General features: G+C 70.4%; 24 protein-coding genes. 10 read left to right on the forward strand and 14 right to left on the reverse strand.

What is annotated here, in order from left to right:
* Positions 1-288 precede the first annotated feature (288 nt).
* The 8 genes from rpmH to A4R43_RS30860 all read left to right on the forward strand — a co-directional run bounded on the left by rpmH (position 289) and on the right by A4R43_RS30860 (position 7,242).
* The gene (rpmH, locus tag A4R43_RS30825; protein ID WP_113695296.1) at positions 289-432 is read left to right on the forward strand and encodes a 50S ribosomal protein L34; all 144 of its coding nucleotides are present in this window, start codon (positions 289-291) and stop codon (positions 430-432) included.
* A gap of 17 nt (positions 433-449) precedes the next feature.
* The gene (gene rnpA, locus A4R43_RS30830; protein ID WP_113695297.1) at positions 450-854 is read left to right on the forward strand and encodes a ribonuclease P protein component; all 405 of its coding nucleotides are present in this window, start codon (positions 450-452) and stop codon (positions 852-854) included.
* A complete protein-coding gene (gene yidD, locus A4R43_RS30835) occupies positions 845-1,165 on the forward strand; it encodes a membrane protein insertion efficiency factor YidD (protein ID WP_113695298.1) in 321 nt (106 codons plus the stop codon). The genes rnpA and yidD overlap by 10 nt, the downstream gene beginning before the upstream one ends.
* 4 nt (positions 1,166-1,169) lie before the next feature.
* Positions 1,170-2,333, forward strand: coding sequence for a membrane protein insertase YidC (yidC, locus tag A4R43_RS30840; RefSeq protein WP_113695299.1), 1,164 nt, complete (start codon positions 1,170-1,172; stop codon positions 2,331-2,333).
* 26 nt (positions 2,334-2,359) lie between these two features.
* Positions 2,360-2,908 (forward strand): Jag family protein, encoded by a 549-nt coding sequence (locus A4R43_RS30845; protein WP_113695300.1) that lies wholly within the window; start codon positions 2,360-2,362, stop codon positions 2,906-2,908.
* Positions 2,909-4,600: 1,692 nt separating this feature from the next.
* A complete protein-coding gene (gene rsmG / locus A4R43_RS30850; RefSeq protein WP_113695301.1) occupies positions 4,601-5,287 on the forward strand; it encodes a 16S rRNA (guanine(527)-N(7))-methyltransferase RsmG in 687 nt (228 codons plus the stop codon).
* Positions 5,288-5,350: 63 nt separating this feature from the next.
* A complete protein-coding gene (locus A4R43_RS30855) occupies positions 5,351-6,265 on the forward strand; it encodes a ParA family protein (RefSeq protein WP_113695302.1) in 915 nt (304 codons plus the stop codon).
* Entirely contained in the window at positions 6,262-7,242 is a 981-nt protein-coding gene (locus A4R43_RS30860) for a ParB/RepB/Spo0J family partition protein (protein WP_113695303.1), read from the forward strand. Before A4R43_RS30855 ends, A4R43_RS30860 begins: the two co-directional genes overlap by 4 nt.
* A 107-nt stretch (positions 7,243-7,349) precedes the next feature.
* Here A4R43_RS30860 and A4R43_RS30865 read toward each other — a convergent pair whose 3' ends face one another.
* Complete coding sequence (locus A4R43_RS30865; protein ID WP_113695304.1) at positions 7,350-8,294, reverse strand: D-alanine--D-alanine ligase family protein; 945 nt, start codon at positions 8,292-8,294, stop codon at positions 7,350-7,352.
* A 28-nt stretch (positions 8,295-8,322) separates the two neighbouring features.
* Complete coding sequence (locus A4R43_RS30870) at positions 8,323-9,645, reverse strand: aminotransferase-like domain-containing protein (protein ID WP_113695305.1); 1,323 nt, start codon at positions 9,643-9,645, stop codon at positions 8,323-8,325.
* A 197-nt stretch (positions 9,646-9,842) separates the two neighbouring features.
* On the opposite strand from A4R43_RS30870, the gene A4R43_RS30875 reads away from it, so the two are divergent.
* On the forward strand, positions 9,843-10,478 hold the full coding sequence (locus A4R43_RS30875) for a GNAT family N-acetyltransferase (protein WP_113695306.1): 636 nt from the start codon (positions 9,843-9,845) through the stop codon (positions 10,476-10,478).
* A gap of 131 nt (positions 10,479-10,609) precedes the next feature.
* On the opposite strand, the gene A4R43_RS30880 is transcribed toward A4R43_RS30875, so the two are convergent.
* The 12 genes from A4R43_RS30880 to A4R43_RS30935 all read right to left on the reverse strand — a co-directional run bounded on the left by A4R43_RS30880 (position 10,610) and on the right by A4R43_RS30935 (position 24,695).
* Positions 10,610-11,758: an N-acetylmuramoyl-L-alanine amidase gene (locus A4R43_RS30880; protein WP_113695307.1), complete on the reverse strand. Its 1,149-nt coding sequence runs from the start codon at positions 11,756-11,758 to the stop codon at positions 10,610-10,612.
* A 252-nt stretch (positions 11,759-12,010) separates the two neighbouring features.
* A complete protein-coding gene (trxA, locus tag A4R43_RS30885; protein WP_113695308.1) occupies positions 12,011-12,334 on the reverse strand; it encodes a thioredoxin in 324 nt (107 codons plus the stop codon).
* Between the two features lie 32 nt (positions 12,335-12,366).
* Entirely contained in the window at positions 12,367-13,359 is a 993-nt protein-coding gene (gene trxB / locus A4R43_RS30890; RefSeq protein ID WP_113695309.1) for a thioredoxin-disulfide reductase, read from the reverse strand.
* 134 nt (positions 13,360-13,493) lie between these two features.
* Positions 13,494-14,204 (reverse strand): hypothetical protein, encoded by a 711-nt coding sequence (locus tag A4R43_RS30895; RefSeq protein ID WP_335645116.1) that lies wholly within the window; start codon positions 14,202-14,204, stop codon positions 13,494-13,496.
* Positions 14,205-14,281: 77 nt separating this feature from the next.
* A complete protein-coding gene (sigM, locus tag A4R43_RS30900) occupies positions 14,282-14,932 on the reverse strand; it encodes an RNA polymerase sigma factor SigM (RefSeq protein WP_113695311.1) in 651 nt (216 codons plus the stop codon).
* A 43-nt stretch (positions 14,933-14,975) separates the two neighbouring features.
* Complete coding sequence (locus A4R43_RS30905; RefSeq protein ID WP_205215110.1) at positions 14,976-16,529, reverse strand: protein kinase family protein; 1,554 nt, start codon at positions 16,527-16,529, stop codon at positions 14,976-14,978.
* Between the two features lie 111 nt (positions 16,530-16,640).
* On the reverse strand, positions 16,641-18,452 hold the full coding sequence (murJ, locus tag A4R43_RS30910; RefSeq protein ID WP_472240944.1) for a murein biosynthesis integral membrane protein MurJ: 1,812 nt from the start codon (positions 18,450-18,452) through the stop codon (positions 16,641-16,643).
* Positions 18,453-19,480: 1,028 nt separating this feature from the next.
* Positions 19,481-20,326 (reverse strand): amino acid ABC transporter permease, encoded by an 846-nt coding sequence (locus tag A4R43_RS30915; RefSeq protein ID WP_113695314.1) that lies wholly within the window; start codon positions 20,324-20,326, stop codon positions 19,481-19,483.
* Positions 20,323-20,967 (reverse strand): amino acid ABC transporter permease, encoded by a 645-nt coding sequence (locus tag A4R43_RS30920; RefSeq protein WP_113695315.1) that lies wholly within the window; start codon positions 20,965-20,967, stop codon positions 20,323-20,325. The genes A4R43_RS30915 and A4R43_RS30920 overlap by 4 nt, the downstream gene beginning before the upstream one ends.
* Before the next feature lie 2 nt (positions 20,968-20,969).
* On the reverse strand, positions 20,970-21,896 hold the full coding sequence (locus A4R43_RS30925) for a glutamate ABC transporter substrate-binding protein (protein ID WP_113697985.1): 927 nt from the start codon (positions 21,894-21,896) through the stop codon (positions 20,970-20,972).
* Between the two features lie 109 nt (positions 21,897-22,005).
* Positions 22,006-24,168, reverse strand: coding sequence for a DUF6049 family protein (locus A4R43_RS30930; RefSeq protein ID WP_113695316.1), 2,163 nt, complete (start codon positions 24,166-24,168; stop codon positions 22,006-22,008).
* Positions 24,165-24,695: an NUDIX hydrolase gene (locus tag A4R43_RS30935; protein ID WP_113695317.1), complete on the reverse strand. Its 531-nt coding sequence runs from the start codon at positions 24,693-24,695 to the stop codon at positions 24,165-24,167. Before A4R43_RS30935 ends, A4R43_RS30930 begins: the two co-directional genes overlap by 4 nt.
* Before the next feature lie 143 nt (positions 24,696-24,838).
* Between A4R43_RS30935 and A4R43_RS30940 the strand changes: the two genes are divergently transcribed.
* Complete coding sequence (locus A4R43_RS30940; RefSeq protein ID WP_113697986.1) at positions 24,839-26,260, forward strand: CCA tRNA nucleotidyltransferase; 1,422 nt, start codon at positions 24,839-24,841, stop codon at positions 26,258-26,260.
* Positions 26,261-26,298: the final 38 nt, after the last annotated feature.

A 26,298-nucleotide genomic window follows, 5' to 3' on the forward strand; every position in this document is an offset into this window, starting at 1 on the left:
CTTTTCACGGTGTACGGCGTGTCGCCATTCGGCTCTCCGGCGTCGCGTGCCCGGACCGGCGCCGGTGGTCGCGGTGTGTTATCCAGGGGCCGGTTTCGGTGTCACCGGGCCGGGTGCGTACCCTCGTAAGGTCTCCCGCAGGCAGCGGGTGCGTTTCGCGTGCCCGTGTTCTTCCCGCCACCGAGGTGGGGTCGCGGCCCGGCTGGAGACGAGCAAACACGTACGCGCTCGCCCGGTTTCACGTCTGCCCGCAGGCGTCGGCGAGTCAGAGAGCAGGAGAAGTCGACCGTGGCAAAGGGTAAGCGCACCTTCCAGCCGAACAACCGCCGACGCGCGCGGACCCACGGGTTCCGGCTGCGCATGCGGACCCGTGCCGGCCGGGCCATCTTGGCGGCCCGTCGTCGCAAGGGCCGCCAAGAGCTGTCCGCCTGATCCCGGCGGGGCCCGCCATGTTGCCGGCCACCGCTCGACTGCGGCGGAGCGAGGACTTCCGTTCGGTCATGCGCGGTGGTGTCCGGGCCGGACGCAAACGCCTCGTGGTCCACGCGATCCCGGGCGACGCGCCTGATGCCACGGGCAGCAGGGCGGGCTTCGTCGTGAGTAAGGCCGTCGGGAACTCGGTGGTTCGCCACCGGGTGGCCCGGCGGTTGCGTCACCTCGTATCCGCGCGGCTTGGAACGCTTCCGGGCGGTAGCTCGTTGGTCGTTCGGGCCCTGCCTGCCGCTGCCACCGCCACCAGTGCGGAACTCGGTTCGGATCTCGACTCGGCGTTGCGCCGGCTCGACCTCCTGCCCGGTTCCCCGGGCGGGACACGCAAGGATCCACCTTCGCGCGAAGACGGGCCATCGGTGTGAGCGAAACACGAACGGATGAGGCCGGCCAGGCCCCGGTGCCACGGCCCGGGCCGGTCGCGTGGGTTCTACTGCTCCCGGTGCGCTTCTACCGCAAGGCGATCTCCCCCTTCCTGCCGCCCAGCTGCCGGTTCTACCCCAGCTGCAGTGCCTACGCGCAGGAAGCACTGACCCGGCACGGCGCTGCTCGCGGGAGCTATCTCGCGGTGCGCCGGCTGCTGCGCTGCGGGCCGTGGACCCCTCCCGGCCGGGACCCGGTACCCGAGGTCTTCACCTGGCGCCATCACCGACCTGGTACATCTACCGAGGAGTAGTTCAGTGCTCGACTTCATCTACTACCCCGTGTCCTTCATCCTGTGGTGTTGGCACAAGGTATTCGGGCTGGTGTTCGGCGAGGCCAGCGCCGTGGCCTGGGTCCTGGCGATCATCTTCCTGACCTTCACCGTGCGCGGCATCATGTTCAAGCCGTTCGTGAACCAGGTCCGGTCGATGAAGAAGATGCAGGACTTCGCGCCGGAGATCAAGAAGGTCCAGAAGAAGTACGCGAACGACAAGCAGCGCCAGGCGCTGGAGATGCAGAAGCTCCAGAAGGAGCACGGCGTCAACCCGCTCGGCAGCTGCCTGCCGATGCTGCTGCAGATCCCGGTGTTCATCGGGCTGAACCACGTGCTGCGGATGTTCACGGTCAACCCGAACGGCGGGGAGAAGACCGAGAACTACTTCTTCGACAAGGGCGGCGTCGAGTCCTACGTCAACGCGAAGCTGTTCGGCGTCAACCTCGGCGACGCGATCCACAACACGCAGATCCTCGCGGGTGAGGCCGCGGCGAGCGGCTGGCACTGGTATGTGGCGCCGGTGGCGATCCCGCTGATGATCGTCGCGTCGATCGCGACGCACCTGACCGCGCGGCACTCGGTCGCCCGCCAGAACCCGGCGTCGGCGACCCAGCAGACCGCGATGATGAACAAGCTGACGCTGTACGTCTTCCCGCTCGGTGTGCTCGTCTTCGGCGCGCTCTTCCCGATCGGCCTGCTCATCTACTGGCTGGCGAACAACGGCTGGACCCTGATGCAGCAGCGCCTGGTCTACACCAAGATCGACAAGGAAGAGGAGAAGAAGAAGGCCGAGGCGATCGAGAAGCGCAGCACCATGGCGCCGAAGGTCGGCCAGAAGCCGCGCGTGGGGCAGAAGCCGGTGCAGCAGAAGAAGACCCCGGCGGGTCAGTCCGGCGAGAACAAGGGCCAGGGGCAGCAGGGCAAGAAGAAGGCGGGCTCGCCGCACGGCTTCGCCCAGGGCAGCGGCAGCACCGCCGCGAAGAAGTCCTCCGGCGCCGCCAAGAAGCCGGCGCCCAAGGCGGACTCCCCGGCGTCTTCGAACTCGAACTCGAACTCGAATTCGAACTCGACCTCGTCCGAGAACGGCACGGGCGTGCCCGGCCTGATCAGCGACTCAACGAAGAAGTCTGGCCGGAAGCGCCGCTGAGCGCGGGCTGGAGAGGAGACAAGGGCATGGCGGAAACGGCCGAAGCGGTCGAGCAGGAGACCGAGGTCGCCGAGGCGACCGAGACCGCGGCTCCGGCGAAGAACGGGGTGGACGACGACCTCCTGGTGAAGGAGGGCGACATCGCGGGCGACTACCTGGAGCGCCTGCTGGACCTGCTGGACTACGACGGCGACATCGATCTGGATGTCGAAGCCGGCCGGGCGATCGTGAGCATCGACGGCGGTGAGGACCTGGAGAAGCTGGTCGGCTCGCGGGGCAACGTGCTCGAGGCCCTCCAGGAGCTGACGCGGCTGGCGGTGCAGCAGGAGACGGGTTCGCGGAGCCGGCTGATGCTGGACATCGCGGGTTGGCGGGCGGACCGCCGGGAGGAACTGCGAGAACTGGGGCGGTCCACCGCGGAGACCGTGCTGTCCACCGGCGAGAAGGTTCGGCTGCAGCCGATGAGCCCGTTCGAACGGAAGGTCGTGCACGATGCGGTCGCCGCCATCGACGGCGTGCGGAGCGAAAGCGAAGGCGAGGACCCGAAGCGCCGCGTGGTGGTCTTCCCGTCCTGAGCTGATTTTTCGTGAGCGGCCCGCCGGCTTCGATGCCGGCGGGCCGCTTTGCGTTTCACGTGAAACCGGGACTCGCCCATCCGCCGCGCCGCGGTCTGCGGGCACCTCGGTTCACCCGACGCCCCGGCACCCGCCGCCACAGCCTCGCCGCGCCACTGCCTCGTCGCGCCGCCCTCACCGCCGCTGGCAACCGCACCGATCCATCCAGACGCGCCCCGCGCCTCACACCCCTCCCCAAAGCAACTCCCCTCTCCCGGGCACATCCTCTCTCCGGACGTCCCCTGAGGGCGCCCGTCGACCGCCACCACACCCCGCCCGCCCTGACGCCCTCCGCCCGGCCGCGCCACACCTCACCGGCCGCGCCACACCTCACCAGTCGGGCTACCTCACCAGCCGGGCCACCTCGCCAGGGGGCTCACCTCGCCGGCCGTGCCGCACTCCGCCCGGGCTGCGGCCCCCATCGGTAGCCGTGCCCCCGCCATCCCGGGTAGCAGACAGCCCCGTCATTCCGACACCTCATACGACCGGCAGCCCATACCTGTCCACAACCCCCTCCCCCATCCACAGCATTCACCGCCCCAGCCCCCGAAGCCCGCGCACCGAATAGACTGGACTTGGGACGTCCCCCCTTGGGAGTGGCGGGGGTGACTCCAAGGCGGCGGGGGGCGCATGGCCGCAGCGGCGATGGTGGCTGAGGCGAGGGTCCGTGGGATGGGACTGGCCGAGGCCCACGGTTCGCTCCGACGACAAGCCCGATATGGAGCGCGAGTCGACGGACGTGCGCAACGGCTTGCGGTCGAGGACAGTGATTTCGGCTGCGCCCGGTGAGGTCGAAGTCGACGCGCCACGGGGCTGGGGACGCGTCCGAACTATGGAGGCGCGGAGGTTGGCGACGGCGGACCGTTGGCGGCGCGTTCCTTACTACTTCGGTGTGTGGCCGGGCTTCGATCTTGTGGGTAGGTGGCGGGTATGGCTGCCGGTGCTGGCCTGGGTGGCCTAGGGCGGATTGATCGCTCGTGGCGGGTGTGCTGCGGGTGGGACCGGATGAGTGGGCTGGGGCGAGTCGGCGGCCGGATGGGTGCACGGAAGGCGCGGCCCCTCGTATGGGACTCGGTCTGCTGCCGGTGGTTTGCCTGGCATGTCCGCGGGTGTTGAGGCCGGCGCGGAGGATGTGTGCGGGCGTCTCGGGCTGTTCGGGATGTGGCCATGCGGTGATGGTTGGGATGAGTGGTTGTGCCGGGCGCGGGCGGATTGGTTGCCGGTTGGACGTGGGGGCTTGCCGTCGTGTGTATTGCGGACCGCGGCGCCGGGTGGGTGCGCCGCCGTGTGGTGCTGGCTCGGGGTGAGCGCTCGGCGGTGTGGTGGTTCGGGAGTGAGTGCGCGCTGGCGTGACGACTCAGGGCGCGTGTGGCGACTGTGCGGGTCGGCAGGCGAGGGTGGTGAGGCGTGGTGGGTGATGTGGCGGCCTGGGTCGGCGGGTGGGGAGCTGGTGGCGCGAGCGATTGTCAGGGCAGGCGGCGCGGGGTCGGTGGCGAGGTGGTGCGGCGGTGGGGGTGGCGCGGTGGGTTTCACGTGAAACTTGGGGTGGGATCGTGCACATCTGCGGGTGCGTCGCGCGGGTTTGGCGGGGGGATCGGGGACAATCGGAGGTACGTCGTTTCACGTGAAACGGCGACCGAAGAGGAGTTCTGAGTGGGTGTGGAAGACGGCCTCGGTGCACCGGCGGCGGCCAAGCAGGTCTTCGGGGAGCGGCTGCCGCTTGCCGAGCGGTTCACCGCGATGCTGGCCGAGCACGGGGTGGCGCGTGGGCTCATCGGTCCTCGCGAAGTCGACCGCCTGTGGGACCGCCACGTCTTGAACTCCGCGGTGATCGGCGAGAGGATCAACACCGCTGCCCGTGTCGCCGACGTCGGCTCCGGGGCTGGGCTTCCGGGGGTTCCGCTTGCGATCGCTCGACCGGACCTCGATATCGTGCTCATCGAGCCGATGGCGCGACGCGTCGACTGGCTCACCGAAGTCGTGGACGAGCTGGACCTGTCGTCCGTCACCGTGTTGCGTGGCCGGGCGGAGGAGAAAGCCGTTCGGGCCATCGCGGCCGATCGTGATGTGGTGACCGCGCGAGCGGTCGCTCCCCTGGCGAAGCTGGCTGGCTGGTGCCTGCCCCTGGTGCGCACCGGCGGCACCTTGCTCGCGCTGAAGGGATCGAGCGCCGCGGAGGAGATAACGCGAGACCGGCTCGCGGTGACCAAGGCCGGTGGCGGTGAAGCGACGGTGGCGGAATGCGGTGGCGGTCTGCTCGAGGTGCCGACCACCGTGGTGCTGATCCCCCGCGTCTCGCCGGAACGGAAGGCGAAGACCAGAACGCAGCGCCGTCGTTGAGGAGATGTTCCACGTGAAACGAACCCAGAACAGCTCGCCCCTATCGAGGAGGTGCTTCGGCCGGTGAACCCACCGTCGTCAGCAAACACCGGACATGACGTGGGCTGGACCCCGATCGCGGAAGAAGCCATGCGCGCCGCGCGGGTGCTGCACCCGGAGTCCTACCAACTCCCCAAGCCGGATCGCCGCCGCGTGCTCACGGTCGCCAACCAGAAGGGCGGGGTCGGCAAGACCACCAGCGCGGTGAACCTCGCCGCCGCCCTCGCGGTGCACGGGCTCAAGACGCTCGTCGTCGACCTCGACCCGCAGGGCAACGCCAGCACCGCGCTCAACGTGGAACACCGCTCGGGCACGCCCTCGGTCTACGAAGTACTCCTCGGCGAAGTGACCCTGGCGGACGCCGCGGCGGTCAGTGAGCAGTCCCCCAACCTCTACTGCGTGCCCGCCACCATCGACCTCGCGGGCGCCGAGATCGAACTCGTCTCGATGGCCAACCGCGAGACGCGCCTCAAGGAGGCGCTCACCAGTGACGCGATCGACCAGCTCGGCGTCGACTACGTCTTCATCGACTGCCCGCCGTCGCTCGGCCTGCTCACGGTGAACGCGATGGTCGCCGCGCAGGAGGTGCTCATCCCGATCCAGTGCGAGTACTACGCGCTGGAGGGGCTCGGCCAGCTGCTCAGCAACATCGAACTGGTCCAGCAGCACCTGAACCGCGAACTCGCCGTCTCCACCATCCTGCTCACCATGTACGACGGGCGCACCAAGCTCGCCGACCAGGTGACCCAGGAGGTGCGCAACCACTTCGGCGAGGTGGTGCTGCGCACGGTCATCCCCCGCAGCGTGAAGGTCTCCGAGGCCCCCGGTTACGGCCAGACGATCCTCGCCTACGACCCCGGTTCCCGCGGGGCGCTGAGCTATCTGGACGCGGCGCGCGAGATCGCCGAACGCGGTGTGAAGAACGGTGAGAAGCAATGAGTGCCGAACGCAGGGGCGGGCTCGGTCGCGGCCTCGCCGCGCTGATCCCCACCGGCCCGGTCAACGCCGAGGGCAAGCCGGTCGAGCCGAAACCGGCGTCCACCGATAACGGCCAGAACGGCTCGGCGCCGCCCGCGCCGGGCGGTGAGGTCGCCGGCGCGGTCTACCGCGAGGTGCCGCTCAGCGCGATCAAGCCGAACCCGAAGCAGCCGCGCCAGGTCTTCGACGAAGAAGCGCTGGCCGAGCTGGAGCACTCGATCCGCGAGTTCGGGCTCATGCAGCCCGTCGTGGTCCGCCAGCTCCCCGGCGACGAGTACGAGCTCGTCATGGGCGAGCGGCGGCTGCGTGCGTCGCAGCAGGCCGAGCTGGAGAAGATCCCGGCCATCGTCCGGCAGACCGCCGACGAGGCGATGCTGCGTGACGCGCTGCTCGAGAACATCCACCGCGTCCAGCTCAACCCGCTCGAAGAAGCCGCCGCGTACCAGCAGCTGCTCGACGAGTTCGAGGTGACCCACGAGGAACTCGCGGGCCGCATCGGGCGCAGCCGTCCGGTCATCACGAACACCATCCGGCTGCTGAAGCTGCCGTTGCCGGTGCAGCGCCGGGTGGCCGCGGGCGTGCTGTCCGCCGGTCACGCACGCGCCCTTCTCTCGCTGGAGAACCCGGAGGACCAGGAGGACCTGGCGGCCCGGATCGTCGCCGAAGGCATGTCGGTGCGCGCTACCGAGGAAGCGGTGACGCTCAAGAAGAGCGAAACACCGCGCAAGGCGAAGCCCGCTCCCCGCAAGCCGATGCAGGCGCCGGGGTTGCAGGACCTCGCCGTGCGGCTCTCCGACACCTTCGACACCCGTGTGAAGGTCGACCTCGGTCGCCGCAAGGGACGCATCGTGGTCGAGTTCGGCTCGGTGGACGATCTTGAGCGGATTGTCGCGTTGATGGACCCGAATGGGACTAATCGGACATCGGAATCCGATTAGGGATCACCCCGGGTCGTTTCGTCACGGTGATGATTTCGCTGGGTTGACCAACGAGCACGCAGCGGCATCGAAGATCGCGCCGCCGGATCGGAAGATCCGGCGCCCGGTCAGCGCTTGATCGCGCGGTCGATGAGTTCGGCGAAGACCGCGCCGAGCGAACCGCCGCCCGCCTCGATCGCCATCGGCACGGTCGAGGTCTCGGTGAGCCCCGGCGAAAGGTTCACTTCGAGGAAGTGCACGGTGCCGTCGGCGTCGACCACCGCGTCGGTCCGCGAGATGTCACGCAGACCGAGCAGCTGGTGCGCCGCCACCGCCAGTTCGCCGACCGCCTTCGCGGACTGCTCGGAAAGCCGGGCGGGCGCGAAGAAGTCGGTCAGGCCCGCGGTGTAGCGAGCGGTGTAGTCGTACACCCCGCTCTCCGGCACGATCTCCACCGCGGGCAGCGCCGTCGGACCGGCTTCGGTTTCGACGACCGCCACGGCGACCTCAACGCCGTCGACAAATCGCTCCGCGAGAACCGTGTCGCCGTAAGCGAAGCAGCCGACCATCGCGGCGGGCAGTTCCGCCGCGTCGCGCACCACCTGGGTGCCCAGCGCCGAGCCGCCCTGGTCCGGCTTGAGGATCAGCGGCAGGCCGAGGCGGTCCACCATGGCGTCGAGCACCGCCTGCGCGCCCAGCTCGCGGAAAGTGCTGTGCGGCAACACCACCCAGTCCGGCGTGGCGAAGTCCGCCTTGGCCAGCAACGCTTTCGCGGTCGGCTTGTCCCACGCGCGGCGGCAGCCCTGCGAGCTGGTGCCGACAAACGGCACGTCCAGCATCTCCAGCACGGTCTGCACCGAGCCGTTCTCCCCCTGGCCGCCGTGCAGCGCCACCACTGCGGCGTCCGGCCGCTGGGTGCGCAGCCGCTCGAGCAGGCCAGCGTCGGTGTCCCACTCCTCCACGGTCAGCCCCTCGGCGCGCAGCGCGGCGGACAGCCGCCTGCCCGACCGCAGGGAAACGTCGCGTTCGTGGGACAGACCGCCAGCGAGCACGGCAACGGTGCGTTCGGCCACCGGGGAACTCCTCAGCTTCCGTGGTTCGTCAGGCGGTGTCGGGGGAGGGGTTCTCCGGCCCGGACACCGCGCGGGGGTTCACGCTACCGAAGGTGCGCATGAGGTCCATTTCGGATTCGAGCACGGCCGCGAGCCGTCGCACGCCCTCCCGGATCCGCTCCGGAGTCGGGTAGCAGTACGACAGGCGCATCTGCCTGCTGCCGAAGCCGTCGGCGTAGAAGCCGGTGCCCGAGGCGTAGGCGACCCGCGCGGTCACCGCACGCGGCAGCATCGCTTTGGTGTCAACGCCTTCCGGCACGGTGACCCACACGTAGAACCCGCCGTCCGGGTGCGTCCAGGAGCAACCGGGCGGCATGTGCTGCTCCAGCGCGGAAAGAATGGCGTCCCGGCGTTCGCGGTAGTTCTCGCCGAAGGTCTTGATCTGGCCCTTCCAGTCGTGCGTGGCCAGGTACCGCGAGACCACCAGCTGGTTCAGCGTCGGCGGGCACAGCGTCGCGGATTCCGCCGCGAGCACCAGCTTCTCGCGCACGGCGTGCGGCGCGAGCACCCAGCCGACGCGCAGGCCGGAGGCGAAGGTCTTGGAGAACGAGCCGAGGTAGACCACGTTGTCCGGGTCCATCGAGCGCAGCGCCGGATAGGTCTGGCCGTCGAAACCGAGCAGGCCGTAGGGGTTGTCCTCGACCACCAGCACGTCGTGCTCGCGGCAGATCTCCAGGATTTCCGCCCGCCGCTCCACGGCCAGCGTCACGCCGGCGGGGTTGTGGAAATTCGGGATGGTGTAAAGGAACTTGACGCGCTTGCCGTGGGTGCGGCACTGCGCGAGCGCTTCGCGGAGGCCCTCGGGCACGAGGCCCTGGTCGTCCATCGCGACGTGCACGACCTCGGCCTGGTACGCGGCGAACGAGCCGAGCGCGCCCACGTAGGACGGACCTTCGGCGATCACCACGTCACCGGGATCGCAGAACAGCCGGGTCACCATGTCCAGGCCCATCTGGGAGCCGACGGTGACCACCACGTCGTCCGGGTGCGCGCTGATCTCCTCGAGCGCCATCACCTCGCAGATCTGCTCACGTAGCGCGGGAACCCCGTGCGCGGAGCCGTACTGCAGCGCGGTCAGCCCGTCCTTCGCGATCAGCTCGGCCATCTGCGACGACAGCGATTCGAGCGGGAGCGCGGCCAGGTTCGGCATGCCGCCGGCCAGCGATACCACCTCGGGACGGCTGGCCACCGCGAAGAGCGCGCGGATCTCGGAGGCCGTCATGCCCGCGGTGCGCGCGGCGTACCGCGGCAGGTGCGGGTCGAGGTTGTGGTGGCCGCTGTGCGGCTGTCTGGCTGGGCGCTTTTCGCTCATCGGGCACTTCGCAAACGATGTCGGCCGGCATGATCAGTGCTACTCGTTCGTAGATCCATCGAGTGTAACCATCCCCTCTTCGAGACCTCGGCTCTTCCGGTGCTCATCACATCCGCCTATCCTGTGATCTCGGGCGGGTTTGCTCTTGCGATGAACCGCGTCCCGCATCGGGTTTCGTAACCAGGGGAGGTCGTCGGGTGTCGCGACGCGTCGTGGGCGTCACGCTGGACAACCTGGACCAGGTACCCCTGCACTGCCGGCGGTGCGTCTTCTGGGAGGTCGCGCCGCACCTGAAGGCGCAGGCCGAGGAATTCGGCGAAACCGAGGTTGAGAAGGAAGCCTGGGTGTCCAGCGTGCTGCTGGAGTGGGGCTCCTGCGGCCGGATCGTCTACAGCGACACGCTGCCGATCGGCTTTGTGCTCTACGCGCCGCCGAACGCGGTGCCGCGGGCGAACGCCTTCCCCACCTCGCCGCCCGCCCCGGACGCCGTGCTGCTGACCGCCTTCCACGTCGCCCCCGAATTCCGCGGTGGCGGCCTCGGGCGCATGCTCGTGCAGTCCGTCGCGAAGGACCTGACCCGCCGCGGTGTGAAGGCGATCGAGGCCTTCGGCGCCACCGAGCCCGCCTCGGACGGGGAACACGCCTGCGTGCTGCCCGCCGAGTTCCTCCAGTCGGTCGGCTTCAAGACCGTGCGCCCGCACCCGAAGTTCCCGCGCCTGCGCCTGGAACTGCGGTCGGCGATCTCCTGGAAGGAAGACGTCGAAGCGGCGCTGGAGCGCCTGCTCGGCCAGGTCACCATCACCACCGCCGAACCCAGCGTGGCGCGCTCCTGACCGCTGGTTGTCCACACCTTGTGAACAGTGTGACGACTTGTCCACAGGGTTGTGCACAGTTACCCACAATTTGCCCACCACGGAGAACGGCCCCGACGAACACCGTCGGGGCCGTTTCCTGAAGCGTGGGTTCAGTCGGCCTTGGCCAGTTCGTAGGCGAGCACGTCGGCGAAGGTGAAGGTGCCGGTGGGCTGGTCACCCTCGCCCAGCAGGTACAGGCGCTTCACCGCGATCAGGATGCCTTCGGCGACCACGTCCCGGAAGGCCGGGTCCGACAGGCGGCGCCGGTCGTCCGGGTTGGTCAGGTAGCCGATCTCCACGCGGACCGCCGGGCACCTGGTCAGGCGCAGGATCTCCCACGTCTTCGGGTGCGCGCGGCAGTCGAGCAACCCGGTCCGCGCGGCCAGCTCGCGCTGGATGAACCCGGCCAGCAGCTCACCGACCGTCGAGCTGGTGCCGTTGCCGGTGCCGTAGTGGAAGCTCGCCACGCCCTGCGCGTACGGCGACTGGTTCTGGTCGCTGTGCAGCGAGAGGAACAGGTCGGCCCCGGCGTCGTTGGCGAACGCCGCGCGGTCGGCCTCGGCCGGACTGTGGTCCGGCCCCCGCGAGATCAGGGCCTCCATGCCGGTGGCCTTCATCCGGCCCTCGAGGCGGCGGGCCAGGTCCCAGGCGATGTCCGCCTCACGCAGGCCGCCGACCTCCACACCGCCGTCCTGGCCGCCGTGCCCGGGGTCGATCACGATGCGCTTGCCGCGCAGCCGCGGACCCGACCGCCGGACCTGCTCCTGCTCACGCAGGAACACCGGGCGGCCACCGCGGGCACGCGGGGACAGCTGCCGCAGCGCGCGGACCGTGCCGCCACCGCAGATGCCGTCCACCACCAGGCCGTAGTCGCGCTGGAAGGTGCGCAGCGCCTGCTCGGTCTGCGGGCCGAACACCCCGTCCGGGCGGCCGGCGTCGAAGCCGAGCTCGGTCAGCCGCTCCTGCAGCGCGAACACGTCGTCACCGTGCACCGGCGCGGAGATCAGATAGGCCAGCGGGCGGCTGCCGAGGTGGTAGCTGGACCCCCGCAGGGCCCGGTAGGTGGCCGGGCCGACGATGCCGTCGGTGATCAGGCCACGGCGCTGCTGGAACGCGCGCACGGCTTGTTCCACCGCCATGTCGAACGCCCCGTGCTCCTGCGGCGACCCGTTGGCCGGGGGCAGCAGATCCAGCGCGGCCAGCATCGACCTGATCTCGGCGACATCGGGACCGGCGTCGCCGCGGCGGAGTACCCGCATGCACTCCTCGCTCTTCCTTGGGCGCCGGATCGGCGCTGGGCGAATTCTCACTGGGCAGCAAGGCCCAGGGGCTCTATTGTGCCCTGCGAACTCTCGGTGAGCGCGCAGGGTTGCCTAGCGTGCTCCCGGTCATCAGACCGGGTAACCGGTTCATCGTCGGCGACCCGGCTGGTGTGACGGCGGAACCGGCGCCGGACGTGAAAAACCCGGGTGACCCGCATCATGCGATACGGGTCACCCGGGTGGGTTGGTTCAGAGCACGTCGGACAAATCCGAGAGCAGGGCCGCCTTCGGCTTCGCGCCGACGATCTGCTTCACCGGCTTGCCGCCCTGGAACAGGATCAGCGTCGGGATCGACATGACCTGGTAGTCACGCGCGGTGTTCGGGTTCTCGTCGATGTCGAGCTTGGCGATGGTCAGCTTGTCCTTGTTCTCGGAGGCAATCTCCTCGAGCACCGGAGCCACCATGCGGCAGGGCCCGCACCAGGTCGCCCAGAAGTCCACCAGAACCGGCTTGTCGCTGGTCAGGACGTCGTCGGTGAAGCTGCTGTCAGTGACCTTGACGGTGTCGGTCATCTTCTCTCCTTTGTCGGTGGATCCGGAAAAGTTCAGTTGCCGGCGCCGTAGCCGCCGCCGACCAGCTCGGGCGCTTCGGCCGCCTGCTCGGTCACCGCGTGCTCCGCCAGCCAGCGTTCCGCGTCGATCGCCGCCGCGCAGCCCGAGCCCGCCGCGGTGATCGCCTGCCGGTAGGTGTGGTCGACCAGGTCGCCGGCCGCGAACACCCCGTCGAGATTGGTGTACGAGCTGCGCCCCTTGGTCACCACGTACCCGTTGTCGTCCAGGTCCACCTGACCGCGGACCAGCTCGCTGCGCGGGTCGTGCCCGATCGCGACGAAGAAGCCGGTCACGTCCAGTGTCGAGGTCTCACCCGTCCGGGTGTCTTCGAGCTTCAGCCCGGAGACCTTGTCCTCCCCGATCACCCCGGTGATCGCCTTGTTCAGCGCCCACTTGATCTTGTCGTTCGCGCGGGCGCGTTCGAGCATGATCTTCGAGGCGCGGAACTCCTCGCGGCGGTGCACGATCGTCACCGACTTCGCGAACTTGGTCAGGAAGGTGGCCTCTTCCATCGCGGAGTCACCGCCGCCGACCACAGCGATGTCGTGGTCGCGGAAGAAGAAGCCGTCGCAGGTGGCGCAGGAGGAAACCCCGCGGCCGAGCAGTTCCTGCTCCCCCGGAACGTGCAGGTAGCGCGCGGCGGCACCCATCGCCAGCACGACGGCGCGCGCGGCGTAGCGCTTGCCGTTGACCGTGACGTACTTGATCTCGCCGGTCAGGTCGAGCTCCTCGACGTCCTCGGCCCGCAGGTCGGCACCGAAGTGCTTGGCCTGCTCGCGCATCTCCTCCATCAGGGCCGGGCCCTGGATGCCGTCGCGGAAACCGGGGTAGTTCTCCACCTCGGTGGTGGTCATCAGCGCCCCGCCGAACTGGGACCCTTCGAACACCAGCGGGTCGAGCTGCGCGCGTGCCGCGTACACCGCCGCGGTGTAGCCGGCAGGACCCGATCCGACGATGATCAGGTTCCGAACGTCCTCTGCAGCCACCCTTTGCCTCCGCTCGTAGTAGCCGTGTACCTGGCCTAACACGATCGTAGGTCGCGGTGTTCCCGAGGGGTGACGCACACCGCAGGACGTGAGAAAGGGGCGGCACCACGCGGGTGCCGCCCCTGCTCGGACGCCTATTTGCCGCCGACCGTCTTGTCCATCACCTTCGCGCAGTCCGGCGACAGCCCGACCAGCTGGAACTGCCCGATCGTGCCCGGGGTGAGGATGACCAGGGTGGCGGGCTGCCCGTCGATGGTGGCGCCGCGGATGCCGGCCGGCTTCACCGCCGGGTCGAACCCGTTCTGCGCCAGGCACTGGTCGACCCGGTCGCGGGTGCCCAGTGGCCCGTAGTCCATCTTCCCGGTCGACCCGAGGATCTCCCCGATCGGGATGTTGTCCTGCTGCAGCGCCAGCGGTGGCTCGTTCGACCCGGCACCGGGCGGCGGCTGGGCCACGGGCGGCTGCCCGGCGCCGTCGTTGCCACTACCGCCCGGGACCGCGATGGCGATGGCCGCGATGGCCGCCGCCGCGATGCCCACCACGCCCGCGCTCCAGCCGGCGATCCTGGCCCGGCGCCTGCGGCGGGCGACGTCGATGCCGACCACGGGGGCCACCGGCGGTGCCGTCGGCTCCGCCGGACCGGCGTTTCCCGCCGACCGTGCCATCTCCTCGGCGAGCGCGGCGTCCAGCCGGGCCGCGAACTCCGCCGGCATCGGCTCCACGTCGGCGTCGCCGAGCGCGGCGAGATCGGCCGTGGTGGATTCCAGCGCCTCGATGATCGCCGAAGCCTCGGCGTCGGCGCGGACCAGCGGCCACAGCTCGGCCGCCTCCCGTTCATCGAGCACTCCCGCATGCAGGTCGGCGAGCACGTCGACAGACCAAGGCGGGCCAACGGCCCCGCCAACCCCCCGACTCTCGTCCGTCATCGTCCCTCCCTCTGACCCTGCGTCCCGAGCGGACGCGACACACGCCGCTCGGTGCGGTCATGTTTGCTTTCGTTAGTTGGGACGCCGGGTTCCGCGTCGGGGTTCCGCAGATGTCCGAGAACCTTGGCGAGCTTGGCGCGACCTCGCGCACACCGGCTCTTCACGGTGCCCTGTGCGATGCCGAGCATCTCCGCGGTTTCGGCCACCGAGTAGCCCTCCACGTCGACCAGCACGATCGGGGCGCGCTGGTCTTCGGGCAGCTGGTCTAGCGCTTCCTTGATGACCAGGCGGGTTTCCCGCTCGGACATCGAGTCACGCGGCGTGGCCGGCTCGTTGTGGCTGGTCTCGGGCAGGGGGACGGTGGGGCGCGCCTGGCGGCGGCGGACCCGGTCGAGGCAGGCGTTCACCACGATGCGGTGCAGCCAGGTGGTCACCTGCGACTCGGCCCGGAAGTTGCCGGCCGCGCGGAACGCCGAGATGAAGGCGTCCTGCAGCGCGTCGGCCGCCTCCTCGGGATCTCGCAGGGTGCGCAGGGCGACGGCCCACATCCGGTCGCGATGTCGGCGGACCAGCTCACTGAAGGCATGCGGATCGCCCGCGGCGTGCGCCGCGATGAGCGCGGCGTCCGTGGGAGTTGCAGCGGTCACTCGCAAGAGCCTATCGACTACCGCTTCCCCCACACGAGGGACACTATGCGGCGGCGATGAACTCCAAGTCGTTGATCTGGGTGACGTGCTTGTCGCCGTCCGTGCCGAGCTTGGTGATCCACACGATCACGTACCGCCCTTCGGCGGGCTCGGACAGCTTGATCTCGTTGTCCGGGCCGGTCAGCTCGCCGGAGCCGACCAGTCGCGTCTCGGAGAACTTGGGGTTCTTCTTGTCCGCCGTCCGGATCTCGACCGTGGTGCCGGGACTGTCCGCGGCGATCTTCACCGCGCTCAGCCTCACCGACTGCTCGAAGCTGTTGAGCAGGCCGACGCCGGGCTTGAGGTCCGGGAACTGCTGGCGGTACTCGTCGGTGCGCCAGAAGGTCTCGCGCTTGCCGTCGAGCACGTTCTTCGCCCGCGCCGGGGCGTCGCCCTCACCGCTCGGGTTGTAGACGTTGACCGTCTGCGGCTTCACCGGCGGACCACCCGAAGGCTGATCGGCGGGCGGCGGGGCCGGGTTGCCGCCGGGATCGGGCGCCGCGGTGGGCGTCGGCTCGGCCACGTTCACCGTCGGGCCGCCCGAGTCGGGGCTCTCCTGGAAGAACGAGATGGCCAGCATGCCGAGCCAGGCCAGGATGCCGACCGCGGTGACCACCAGCACGGTCACGCCCAGCGCCAGCTTCCGCCGCCGCGCCGAGTCGCGGACCGGCTTCTTGGTGGTCCAGATCGCGCCGTCGGCGTCGGCCTCCTCCTCGGGTGCGGTGCCGACCTGCTGGATCAGCTGGGTGCGCTCCTCTTCCTCGGCGGCCTGGTCGAGCACCGCGAGGATCGCCGAGCTGGTGCGGATCCCGCCGTGGCCACCGTCTTCGATGGTGCGCACGGCCAGGGACGAAAGCGTTTGCGGCACGCGCGGCTGCAGCGAGCGCGGCGGCACGATGCGGCCGTTCGGCGCGTGCGGAGCGGTCGGGATGGCGGGCGGGCCGCCCGGCAGTGCCCAGCGGCCGGTGAGCAGCAGGTACAGCACGCCGCCGATGGCCTTGACGTCGTCTCGCAGGGTGGCGTCGGGCAGCGGGCCGGGAAAGGCGAGGCGCAGCGCGCCGTCCGGGGTCAGGCGCAGCCGCTGCGGGTGGTCGAGGCCGAGCACCAGGCCGGACTGGTGCGCCTGCTCCACGGCCTGCGCCAGCGCGCCGACCATGCGGGCGGCGGCACCCGGCTCGACCGGCTTGTCCGCCACCAGGTCCACCAGGTCGCTGCCCTTGGTCCATTCGGCGACCACGATGCCGAGCAGGCCCTCACTCGACGTGATGCCGTTGCCGAGGTTCAGCACATCGAGTACCCGGGCCACCCCGTCATGGCTGAACTTCGCCGCGTGCGCGGCGCGTTCCAGGGTGCGGCGGGCCAGCCGGGCGGCGTCCGCGTCGGCCGGGTCCCCGACGAGCAGGGTCAGCGCGACGTCGCGGCGGAGCTGGCCGTCACGGGCGCGCCAGAGATGGGCGTCGGCCCGTTCGTCGATGCCGAACTGGGCGAGCAGGCGGTATCGGCCGTCGCCGACCACGGCCCCGGGCGCCAGCGGTCCGCTCCGGGCACGGGCTCCCACCTTCCCCGCACCCCCTTCTTTCCGGCTCGTGTCCACCGCACTCTCCTGCATTTCTCCAACCGAGGGTACGTGAATGTGACACGAGCACTATGCCGATCCACGCCGCAATCGTTACCCACGCTTGATCAACCGGGTGATTCTCGAGGTTGCCGGCTTCAGCTCCTCGACCTTCAGCGCCATCAGCACGCCGAACGAGACGCCGATGCCGACCACGCCCTGCAACACCAGCTTCACCCAGGCCTGCAGGGTGGCGCCGAGCGCGTCCGGCACGATCATGCCGACGACCAGCGCGGCGCCCACTCCGGCGGCGCTGGCCACGACGGTGAACAGGATCACCCCCAGCACCCGTTTGCTGCGCAGGTTGCCCAGCCGCACCCACAGCCAAACCTGGCCCATGATGGCGCCGATGACAAACACGAGCGAGTTCACCATCATCACGCCGAGCACGATGTGCTGCGGCGCGAGCAGGGCCGACGCCAGGTAGAGCAGCGGGATCTTGACCCCGGTCATCACCACCATGATCAGCGTCGGCGTGCGGGAGTCCTTCATCGCGTAGAACACCCGCATCTGCAGCATGACCAGCGCGTACGGCAGCAGGCCGAAGGCCGACACGGCCAGCGCCTGGCCCAGCCGCTCGGCGTCGGCCAGCTCGCCCTTGCCCATGGCGAACAGCGCGACGCCGATCGAGGTGCCCGCCACGGTCATCACCGCGGAGATCGGCACCAGCATCACCGTCGAGATGCGTGACGCGTACGACAGGTCGGCGACCAGCTTCTTCGTCTCGCCGTCGGCGGCCGCGCGGCTCATCCGCGGCATGATCGCGGTCAGCAGCGAGACGCCGATGACGCCGTAGGGCAGCTGGAACAGCAGCCAGGCGTTCGAGTAGATCGAGACGCCACCGGCCTGCCCGCTGGTCAGCACGTTGGTGTTGATGATCATGCCGACCTGGCTGATCGCCACGTAGGCGAAGATCCACATGGCCAGCCCGCTGAACTCCTTGAGCCGCGAGTCCAAGCCCCAGCGCCACTTGAACTTGAAGCCGGACCGCTTGAGCGCGGGCAGCAGGAACAGCGCCTGCACGGTCATCGCGGTCAGCACGCCGAGGCCGAGCACCAGCACCTTCGGCTCGGACATCTTCGACGGCACCAGCGTCGGGTCGCCGGGCAGGATCGCGTAGAGGCCGATGGTCACGAAGATGACCAGGTTGTTGATCACCGGCGCCCATTGGGCCGGGCCGAAGATCTGCTTGGCGTTCAGGATGGCCGAGAGCACCGCGAACAGCCCGTAGAACAGCAGGCCGGGCAGCAGCAGGTAGGCGAACCAGGTGGCCAGCGCCGGGTTCGCGTCCTCGCCGTCGGACATCAGCAGGCCGGTGACCTGCGGGGCGAAGGCGACCGAGAGCACGGTGCCGATCAGCAGCACCGTGGTCGCCATGGTGAGCAGGCGCTGCGTGTAGGCCTCGCCGCCGTCCTCGTCGTCCTGCGAGCGGACCAGCAGGGGCACCACCACGCTGGTCAGCACGCCGCCGAGCAGCAGCTCGTTGATGATCAACGGCAGCGTGTTGGCCACCGTGAACGAGTCGTAGATGATGCCGAGCCCGGCCACCCAGCCGAGCATCACCTTCCAGGCGAAGCCGGTGATCCGGCTGGTCAGCGTGGCGATCGCCATCCGGCCGCTGGACTTGGCCAGTGACGGGCCACTCGCGCCGCCGCTGGGCTGCGCCTCGGTCGGCGCGACCCCGTCGGAGATGCGCGGGATGAACCGGGTGGCGTACTCGTCGTACGGCCGGTGCATGTCCGGGTCGGCGGTGGGCCAGCGCGCGCCGGGCGGCAGGCCGCGGTCGACCGGGATGAGCTGGGTGTACTCGACCCGCGGGCGGGGCGGCGGCGGGCCGTCCTGCCGCTCGCGGTTCCACGGGCGCACGGGCGGCTCGGGCCGCGGCGGCCGCTGCGGAATCGGCGGCGGAGGCCGCATCGGGCCGCGCCCGGGCGGCGGGGTCAACTGACCCGGTTGCGGGAGGTGACTGGTCGGCGCCGCGCGGCCGGGATCCGCGATGGGCCGGGCCCCCGAGTCCCGGGAACCAGGACGGATGCCTGGCTCGGGCAGGCCGGGGCGGGCGCCTTGGTCCGGCGGGCCTGGGCGGCCGCTTTGGAGCGGCAGGTCGCCGGGGCGGGCACCTTGGTCCGGCGGTCCTGGGCGGGCCGCTGGGTCTGGGATGCCGGGGCGGCCGGGCAGGTCTGGGCGGCCTGCCGAGTCCGGGGGGCCGGGGCGTGCGCCTGGGGGCGGTGGGGTGTGGCGGCCGCCGGGGTCGCGGGGGCGGTCGGCTGGGTCCGCGGGCCAGTCCGGGTCGCCGCCGCGGTCGGTGGGGCGTCCGGTGGGGGCGCCGTGGCGGTCCGGCGGGAGTGGGCGGCCGTCGCGCTCGGGGACGCGGCCATCGCGGTCGGGGCCGCCGTGGCGCGGCGGGCGGGCGTCGCGGTCGGGTGGGCCGGAGCGGTCTGGGCGGCCATCACGGTCAGCGCGATCCGGGCGGTCCGGGCGGCCGTCGGGGACGCGGGCGTCGCGGTCGGGGGTGTGGCGGTCCGGGGGGCCGGGGCGGGCGGCCTGGTCCGGGCGGACGCGCTGGTCGGCGGGCCTGCCGTTCGGGGGCGGGGCCGGGCGGCCCGCGCCGCCGTCACGGGGGCGGCTGGGTTGCTGGCCCGCCGGCGGCGGCACCGGCATCGCGCGCGTGGGCGGCGGCGTCTTGCGCACCGGGACCTGCCGGGTGCGGCCGTCGCCGGGTGCGGGCCGTTGCGCCCGGACCGGCGGGATCCGGTCGGGCGGTGGCTGCTGTCGCTCGGAGCGCTCGGGTCGAGGCGGCGTGGCCTGGGATGGCCGGTCAGACCGCTGTCGCCCGGGTCGCTCCGGTGGCGAGCCCGGCTCTCTGTCCAACACGTGCCCAATCCATCGGCTGCCTACTCAACGCTGCCCAGGGTAATGGCCCTGGGGTGTCCCGTTCGAATTACCGGGACATCACGGCGCCGCTCAAGCCATCGGGCGAACCGCGACAGAGCGTAGTTGGCGGTGAAGTAGATCGCACCGATCACCAGATAGGTCTGGATGAGCAGCTGGTTCTGGTAGTAGCCGATCAGCACCTTTCCGCTGAACAGCAGTTCGGCGTAGCTGACGAAGAACCCCAGCGACGTGTCCTTGAGCACGCCGCCGGTCTGGCTGACCAGCGACGGCACCACCCGCCGGACCGCCTGCGGCAGGATCACCAGGCGCATCGACTGGCCGGTGCGCAGGCCCAGCGCGGCCGCGGCCTCGCCCTGCCCCCGGTCCAGCGACAGGATGCCCGCGCGGAAGATCTCCCCGAACTGCGCCGAGCTCGACACCGCGAGCGGCACCACCAGCTTCCACAGCAGCGGCAGGTCCAGGCCGAGGCTCGGCAGCACGAACAACACCATGTAGATGAGCAGCACGGCCGGAATCACCCGGACCGTCTCCAGGTATGCCCGTGCGAGCCCGCTGACGACTACGTTGCGTGACACCCGGGCGACGGCCAGCAGCAGCCCGGCCAGTCCCCCGATGCCCGCCGACAGCGCCGCCGCGAGCAGGGTCTGCCCGAGCGCGGTCAGCAGGTAGCGCCAGTTCGGCCACTGCGTGTAGGGCGCCCACTTCTTCCAGTCCAGCTCACCGTTGACCGCGAACTGCCGCACGGCCAGCGCGAACAGCACCGCGCCCGCCAGCGCGCTGACCACCGTGGCGATCCGGATGCGGCGCCGGGCACGCGGGCCCGGCTCGTCGAACAACGCGTTCACCGGTGGATCACCAGCCTGCGCTCCAGCAGCCGGGTCACCCCGGTGATCACCAGCGCGAGCAGCGCGTAGACCACCGCGGCGCCGGAGAAGATCAGGATCGGCTCGGCCTCGACCAGGTTGACCCGGTTGGCCGCGGTGCTCAGCTCGACCAGCCCGGCCCCGGCCGCCAGCGCGGTGTTCATCAGCAGCATCACCGTCAGGTTCCCGAGCGGCTGCACCACCGAGCGCAGCGCCTGCGGCAGGATCACCCACCGCAGCGACTGGCCGAAACCGAGGCCGAGCGCCCGCGCCGCCTCGGCCTGCCCGGTGGACACGGTGTTGATCCCGGTCCGCAGCGCTTCGGCGTAGTAGGCCGCCGAGTACATCGACACGGCCAGCACCGCGGTGGTGAACAGCTCGAACTGGATCCCGAGCTTCGGCAGGCCGAAGACGAAGAACAGGATCCAGAGCAGCAGCGGCACGTTCTGGAAGAGCTCCACGTAGGCCGTGCCGAAGAACCGCAGCGGCCGCACGGGCGAAACCCGGAACGTCACGATGACCAGTGCGATGGCGAGCGCGCCGGCGAACGACAGCGTGGTCAGCTCGATGGTGGTGAGCACGCCCTCGGCGAAGGTGCCGAAGTTGTCGAGCAGGACGTCCAAGGTCAGGAGCCGGGGACCGAGCCGATGGCGGGCGGCGCGGGTGCTTCACCGGTGACCACGGTGCCCAGCGAGTCCTTCCACACCTGCTGCCAGATCCCGGCCTGCTGCAACCGCACCAGCCAGTCGTTGACGAACTTCTTGAACGCGTCGTCGCCGTGCTTGAGGCCGATGCCGTACGGATCGCTGGTGAACGGCTCGCCGACGATCTGGATCTTGTCGTTGAGCCGGGCCGACGCGGCGAGCAGGGTCAGGTCCTGCACGTAGGCCTCACCGCGGTTCTGCTCCAGCGCCTGCACGCATTCCGGGTCGGTGGCGAAGGTGATCACCTCGGCGTTCGGGGCCTGCGCCTTGATCGCCTCGACGCCCGGTGTGTTCGCGCCCGCGATGACCTTCTTGCCGTTCAGGTCGGACGGCTTCCTGATCGCCGACTTGTCCTTCATCGTCGCGATCGCCTGGCCGGACATCAGGTACGGGCCGGCGAAGGCCACCTTCTCCGCGCGCTGCGGGGTGATCGTGTAGGTCTGGAAGACCACGTCGACCGTGCTGTTCTGCAGCAGCGCCTCACGCGTCTCGGAGCTGGAGTTGACGATCTTGGCGTCGGGCGTGCCGATGATGTACTTGGCCAGCAGCTTGCCGAGGGTGGCGTCGAAGCCTTCGGTCTCCCCGGTGGCCGGGTTCTGCTGGGACAGCAGCGGCGCGTCGAGCGAGCCGCCGATGAGCAGCTGGCCGCGTTGCTTGATCGCGGTGGCGGTCGGGCTGGCGGCGATGGCTTCCGCTGACGCGACCGGCGCGCGGTCGATGATTCCCTGACCGGAGGCGCCGGGCGAGCCCGGCAGCGCGCCGGGTTCACCGGAGCAGGCGGCCGCCGTGCTCAGGGTGGCGATGGCGCAGGTGAGCACGAGCATCCTGCGGGTTTTCAACGCTGCCATGGTCGCGTAGCCCCTCACCATTCATGAAACCGATTCACGACTCCACCGGGAATGGTTCCGAAGAATGGTCCAGTCCACCCATCGGCGTCAAGGAGTTACCGTGGGTAAATTACGCACGGTCCTTGCCGCGGATCCGGCGGTAGATGCGGCGGCCCGACAGCAGCAGCAGCGCCGCGCCCGCGACGATCGTGACGATCAGCGTGATCAGGCCGAACTGCGTGGAGTTCAGCTCCATCCGGGCCGGTGAGCCGAGCGGGGTGCCGCCGGGTGTGCTCAGCGAGACGTCCACGCTGAAGTGCCCGGTCCGCAGCGCCTCCGCCTGGATCAGGTGCGGCACCGACCCGCGGGCGGGCAGCGGCCGGTCCGGGATCTGCTCCGGTCGCAGGCCGGTGAAGTTGGTCAGGTTGATCCGCACGGTCACGCCGACCGGCAGCGAGTTCTTCAGCGTCACCGGCAGCGGTGAGGTGTCCGACGCCAGCGAGATCTGCTGCTTCGGGGTCTCGACGGTGACCTGGCCGCGCAGGGCGTCGAGCTGCCCGCGCGCGTCCTCGGCCGAGGCGAGCGCGCCCGCGCTGTCGGCACGCCACGCCGTCGAAGAAGCCCGCATCAGCCCGGACCGGATCGGCTTGATCAGGTCCTCGGGCTCCACCTGGGTGGTCGCGTCGCCGGTCAGCGAGCTGCCGAAGTCGGCGGTCTCGCGCTCGGTCTGGCTCAGCGAGCTGATCACCGGCTGCGGCAGCTCGGCGGGCGCGTCCTTGGCGCCGTACTCCATCTTCGCGGTGCCCTTGACCGGCTTCGCCAACTCCTCCAGCAGCGGCTTCGAGGTGACCATGCCGAGGCCCGAGTAGTCGCCGATGGTCCGCAGCAGCAGGGTCAGCTCGTCGACCGGCGCGGTCCAGCGGCGCGGCGGGGCCAGTAGCAGCGGCGCGCCCGCGGTGTCGGACTGCGCACCGGTCTGGAAGGCGAGTACGGCGAGCGCGTTCTGCGCGGCCAGGTCCGGGTCGTCGGCCGGGGTCAGGTTCGCGGCCGCGCCCTCGACCGGGCGGGTCGCCGCCATCGACCGGCTGAGCAGCGGGTCGAGCGCCACGCCGCGCAGGTTCGTGCCCTCGATGGTGGCGGGTGCGGTCAGCGGGCGGTTCGAGACCAGCTGGTCGGACTCGGCGAGCACGGTGGTCACCCGCGCGTCCCCGAGCGCGGCGAGCGTGGCCGAGTCGAGCCCGCCGTTCGGCCACAGCACCCCGGGCAGCGGCTTGACCCCGAGCAGGCGCTCGAACAGCGAGGTGTTGTCGACCGCGGTCTTGGCCAGCCTCGGGTCGCCGTCGGTGACCTTGGCCAGCGCGGGGAGGTCGGCGTCGGCGTAGGGCAGCTGGATGGTGCACGAGTCCTGGAGCAGCTGGCGCAGGGAGGTCAGCCAGCGGGCGGCGGTGTCGTGGCCGCGGCCGGGCGCCTGCCCGCCGTCCGGCGTGCGGACGAGGTACCCGCCCGCCATCTTCTCGACGGTTTCCAGCAGGTCGGGGTCGATGGCGAAGCACATCGAGTCGAACAGCCGGGGCTCGCCCTTGATGTTCTTGGGTGCGGTGACCAGCGCGTCGAGGCGGCCGCCCGGCGCCAGATCGGTGGCCAGCTGGTCGTCGGAGAGCACCAGCGTGCCGCCGAACGGCGCGGCCACCACCCGCGGGCGCGTGTCGGCGATCGGCCACAGCACGGACAGCTCGGTGGGCCGCTCCGGCCTCGGCGGCGCGCTCTGCCCCGGCACGCCGAGCACCGGCAGCAGCATGCTGAACGCGGCCAGCCTGGCCTGGCCGCCGAACTCCGGCGTGCCGTTCACGTTGACCAGCAGCGGGTACACACCAGGGCGGCTGACCAGCGGTTTCGCGTCCCCGCCGAGTGGCACGGTGATCAGCAGCGGGACCGTCTGGCCCGGTTCGATCACCCGCGCGACGTCGACGTACTTGGTGATCGAGGCATCGGTCGGCGGCGCCTCCGCGAGCGCCTCCCCGAGCTGGCGCGAGGTGGTCTGACGCTCACCGAACTGCAGGCGCACCTGCACGTCGGTGATCCGCCGGTCGCCGGTGTTGGTCACCTTGCCAGCCACGGTCAGCGTGGCCGAGGTGGACACCAGCAGGCGCGGGTTCATCTCGTCGATGTCCAGCCGCAGCCTGCTCGGCGCGTCCGGCCCCGGCTGGGCTGGTGCGCCACCCGCCGGAACACCGATGAACGCCTGCAGTACCAGTAGAAACGCGGTCAGCGTGGCCGAGGCCAGCCTTTTCACTCGGGGACTCCCTCTGCGGAGGAGCGGGAAGCTTGTTCCGCGAACAGTTCGCGGGCCTTGCGGACCAGGGTGCGCTCGTCGGCGTAGGCGAGCTTGGCCTCCAGTTCGGCCACCGGGACCCAGGCCACCTCGGTCACCTCGACGTCCTCGTCGGACAGCTCACCGCCCGCCGCCTCGAGCAGGAAGTGGTGCACGGTCTTGTGCACGCGCCGGCGTTCGGCGACGAACCAGTAGTCGATGGTGCCCAATGGCTGGAGCACGTGCGCGGAAATGCCGGTCTCCTCCTTCACCTCGCGCACCGCCGTCTGCTCGGTGGTCTCACCGTCTTCGATATGCCCTTTCGGGAGCGACCAGAGCAGTTTCCCGCGCCGGTCGAGCCTGCCGATCAGCACCGCGTTCTCCCGCTCGGCGTCGACCACCAGCCCGCCGGCCGAGGTCTCGTCCACCGTGGTCAGCCTTCTGCCGCGGCGGCGCCGGGACCGGCGTCCCGGTTTGGCGCCACCGGAGCGACCGGCCGATCCAGGCATGCTGCGATGCTAGAGCAACACCGTGCGCCGGTACGCTGGCTTCTCGTGTCCGTGTTGATCTGTGCGTGTAGTAAGTGCACCGTTTTCGTGGTGGGATCCCAGTGAACGAACTCGTCGTCCAGCGGAACGCGGTGATCGAGCTGATGCGGATCTCTCCGGTGGCCGATCAGCTCGCGGACCGGTTCGCCGCCGCGGGCCACCGCCTGTACCTGGTGGGTGGCAGCGTGCGCGACGCCCTGCTCGGCAGGCTGTCGCCCGACCTCGACTTCACCACCGACGCCCGGCCGGACCAGGTGCTGGCCGTGGTGGCGGGCTGGGCCGACGCGGTGTGGGACGTCGGCATCGCCTTCGGCACGGTCGGCGTGACCAAGGGCGGCTCGCAGCTGGAGATCACCACCTTCCGGGCGGACAGCTACGACCAGGTCAGCCGCAATCCCGAGGTCACCTTCGGCGACACCATCGAGGGCGACCTGCTCCGCCGCGACTTCACCTGCAACGCGATGGCCATCGAGCTGCCGTCGAAGAGCTTTGTCGACCCGCACGGCGGACTGGACGCGGTACGGCTGAAGGTGCTGGACACCCCGGCCACCCCGCAGGAGTCCTTCACCGACGACCCGCTGCGCATGCTGCGTGCCGCGCGGTTCGTCTCCCAGCTCGGTTTCGAGCCCGCGCCGCGCGTGGTCGAGGCGATGACCTCGATGGCGGGCGAGATCCGCCGGATCACCGCCGAACGCGTGCAGGCCGAGCTGTCCAAGCTGATCACCGGCGCGCACCCGCGGCTGGGCCTGGAGCTGCTGGTGGACACCGGGCTGGCCGACCACGTGCTGCCCGAGGTGCCCGGCATGCGGCTGGCCATCGACGAGCACCACCAGCACAAGGACGTCTACCAGCACTCGCTGACCGTGCTGGACCAGGCGATCGCGCTGGAGCGCAAGGACGATCCGGACGCCGAGCCGGACCTGGTGCTGCGGCTGGCCGCGCTGCTGCACGACATCGGCAAGCCCGCCACCAGGAAGTTCGAGGAGGGCGGCGGCGTCAGCTTCCACCACCACGAGGTGGTCGGCGCGAAGATGGCGCGCAAGCGCCTGCGTGAGCTGAAGTACAGCAAGGAGATCGTCGAGCAGGTCTCGCAGCTGGTGTTCCTGCACCTGCGCTTCCACGGTTACGGCAAGGGCGAGTGGACCGATTCGGCGGTGCGCCGGTACGTCACCGACGCCGGTCCCCTGCTGCCCCGGCTGCACAAGCTGGTCCGCGCCGACTGCACCACGCGCAACAAGCGCAAGGCCGCCGCGCTGCAGCGCACCTACGACGACCTGGAGGCCAGGATCGCCCGGATCGCCGAGGCCGAGGACCTCGCGCGCGTGCGGCCCGACCTCGACGGCAACGAGATCATGAAGCTGCTCGGGCTGCCGCCGGGGCCGCTGGTCGGCAAGGCGTGGAAGTTCCTCAAGGAGCTGCGCCTCGACCGCGGTCCGCTGGCGCACGACGAGGCGGTGGCCGAACTGCGCCGCTGGGCCGCGGAGCAGGGCATCACGCCGCCGGACGAGCCGGAACGGACTGACTAGAACATTCGGCCGATCTTCTCCAGCTGTTGATCCGAATG

Origin of the sequence: Amycolatopsis albispora, assembly GCF_003312875.1 — a bacterium.
Taxonomy (GTDB): Bacteria; Actinomycetota; Actinomycetes; order Mycobacteriales; family Pseudonocardiaceae; genus Amycolatopsis; species Amycolatopsis albispora.

Bases quoted from the DNA above. Each gene is read 5' to 3' on its own strand.
- rnpA (WP_113695297.1), top strand. From the start codon at position 450: ATGTTGCCGGCCACCGCTCGACTGCGGCGGAGCGAGGACTTCCGTTCG.
- A4R43_RS30845 (WP_113695300.1), top strand. From the start codon at position 2,360: ATGGCGGAAACGGCCGAAGCGGTCGAGCAGGAGACCGAGGTCGCCGAG.
- A4R43_RS30860 (WP_113695303.1), top strand. From the start codon at position 6,262: ATGAGTGCCGAACGCAGGGGCGGGCTCGGTCGCGGCCTCGCCGCGCTG.
- A4R43_RS30870 (WP_113695305.1), bottom strand. From the start codon at position 9,645: ATGAGCGAAAAGCGCCCAGCCAGACAGCCGCACAGCGGCCACCACAAC.
- A4R43_RS30880 (WP_113695307.1), bottom strand. From the start codon at position 11,758: ATGCGGGTACTCCGCCGCGGCGACGCCGGTCCCGATGTCGCCGAGATC.
- trxA (WP_113695308.1), bottom strand. From the start codon at position 12,334: ATGACCGACACCGTCAAGGTCACTGACAGCAGCTTCACCGACGACGTC.
- A4R43_RS30925 (WP_113697985.1), bottom strand. From the start codon at position 21,896: ATGGCAGCGTTGAAAACCCGCAGGATGCTCGTGCTCACCTGCGCCATC.
- A4R43_RS30935 (WP_113695317.1), bottom strand. From the start codon at position 24,695: ATGCCTGGATCGGCCGGTCGCTCCGGTGGCGCCAAACCGGGACGCCGG.
- A4R43_RS30940 (WP_113697986.1), top strand. From the start codon at position 24,839: ATGCGGATCTCTCCGGTGGCCGATCAGCTCGCGGACCGGTTCGCCGCC.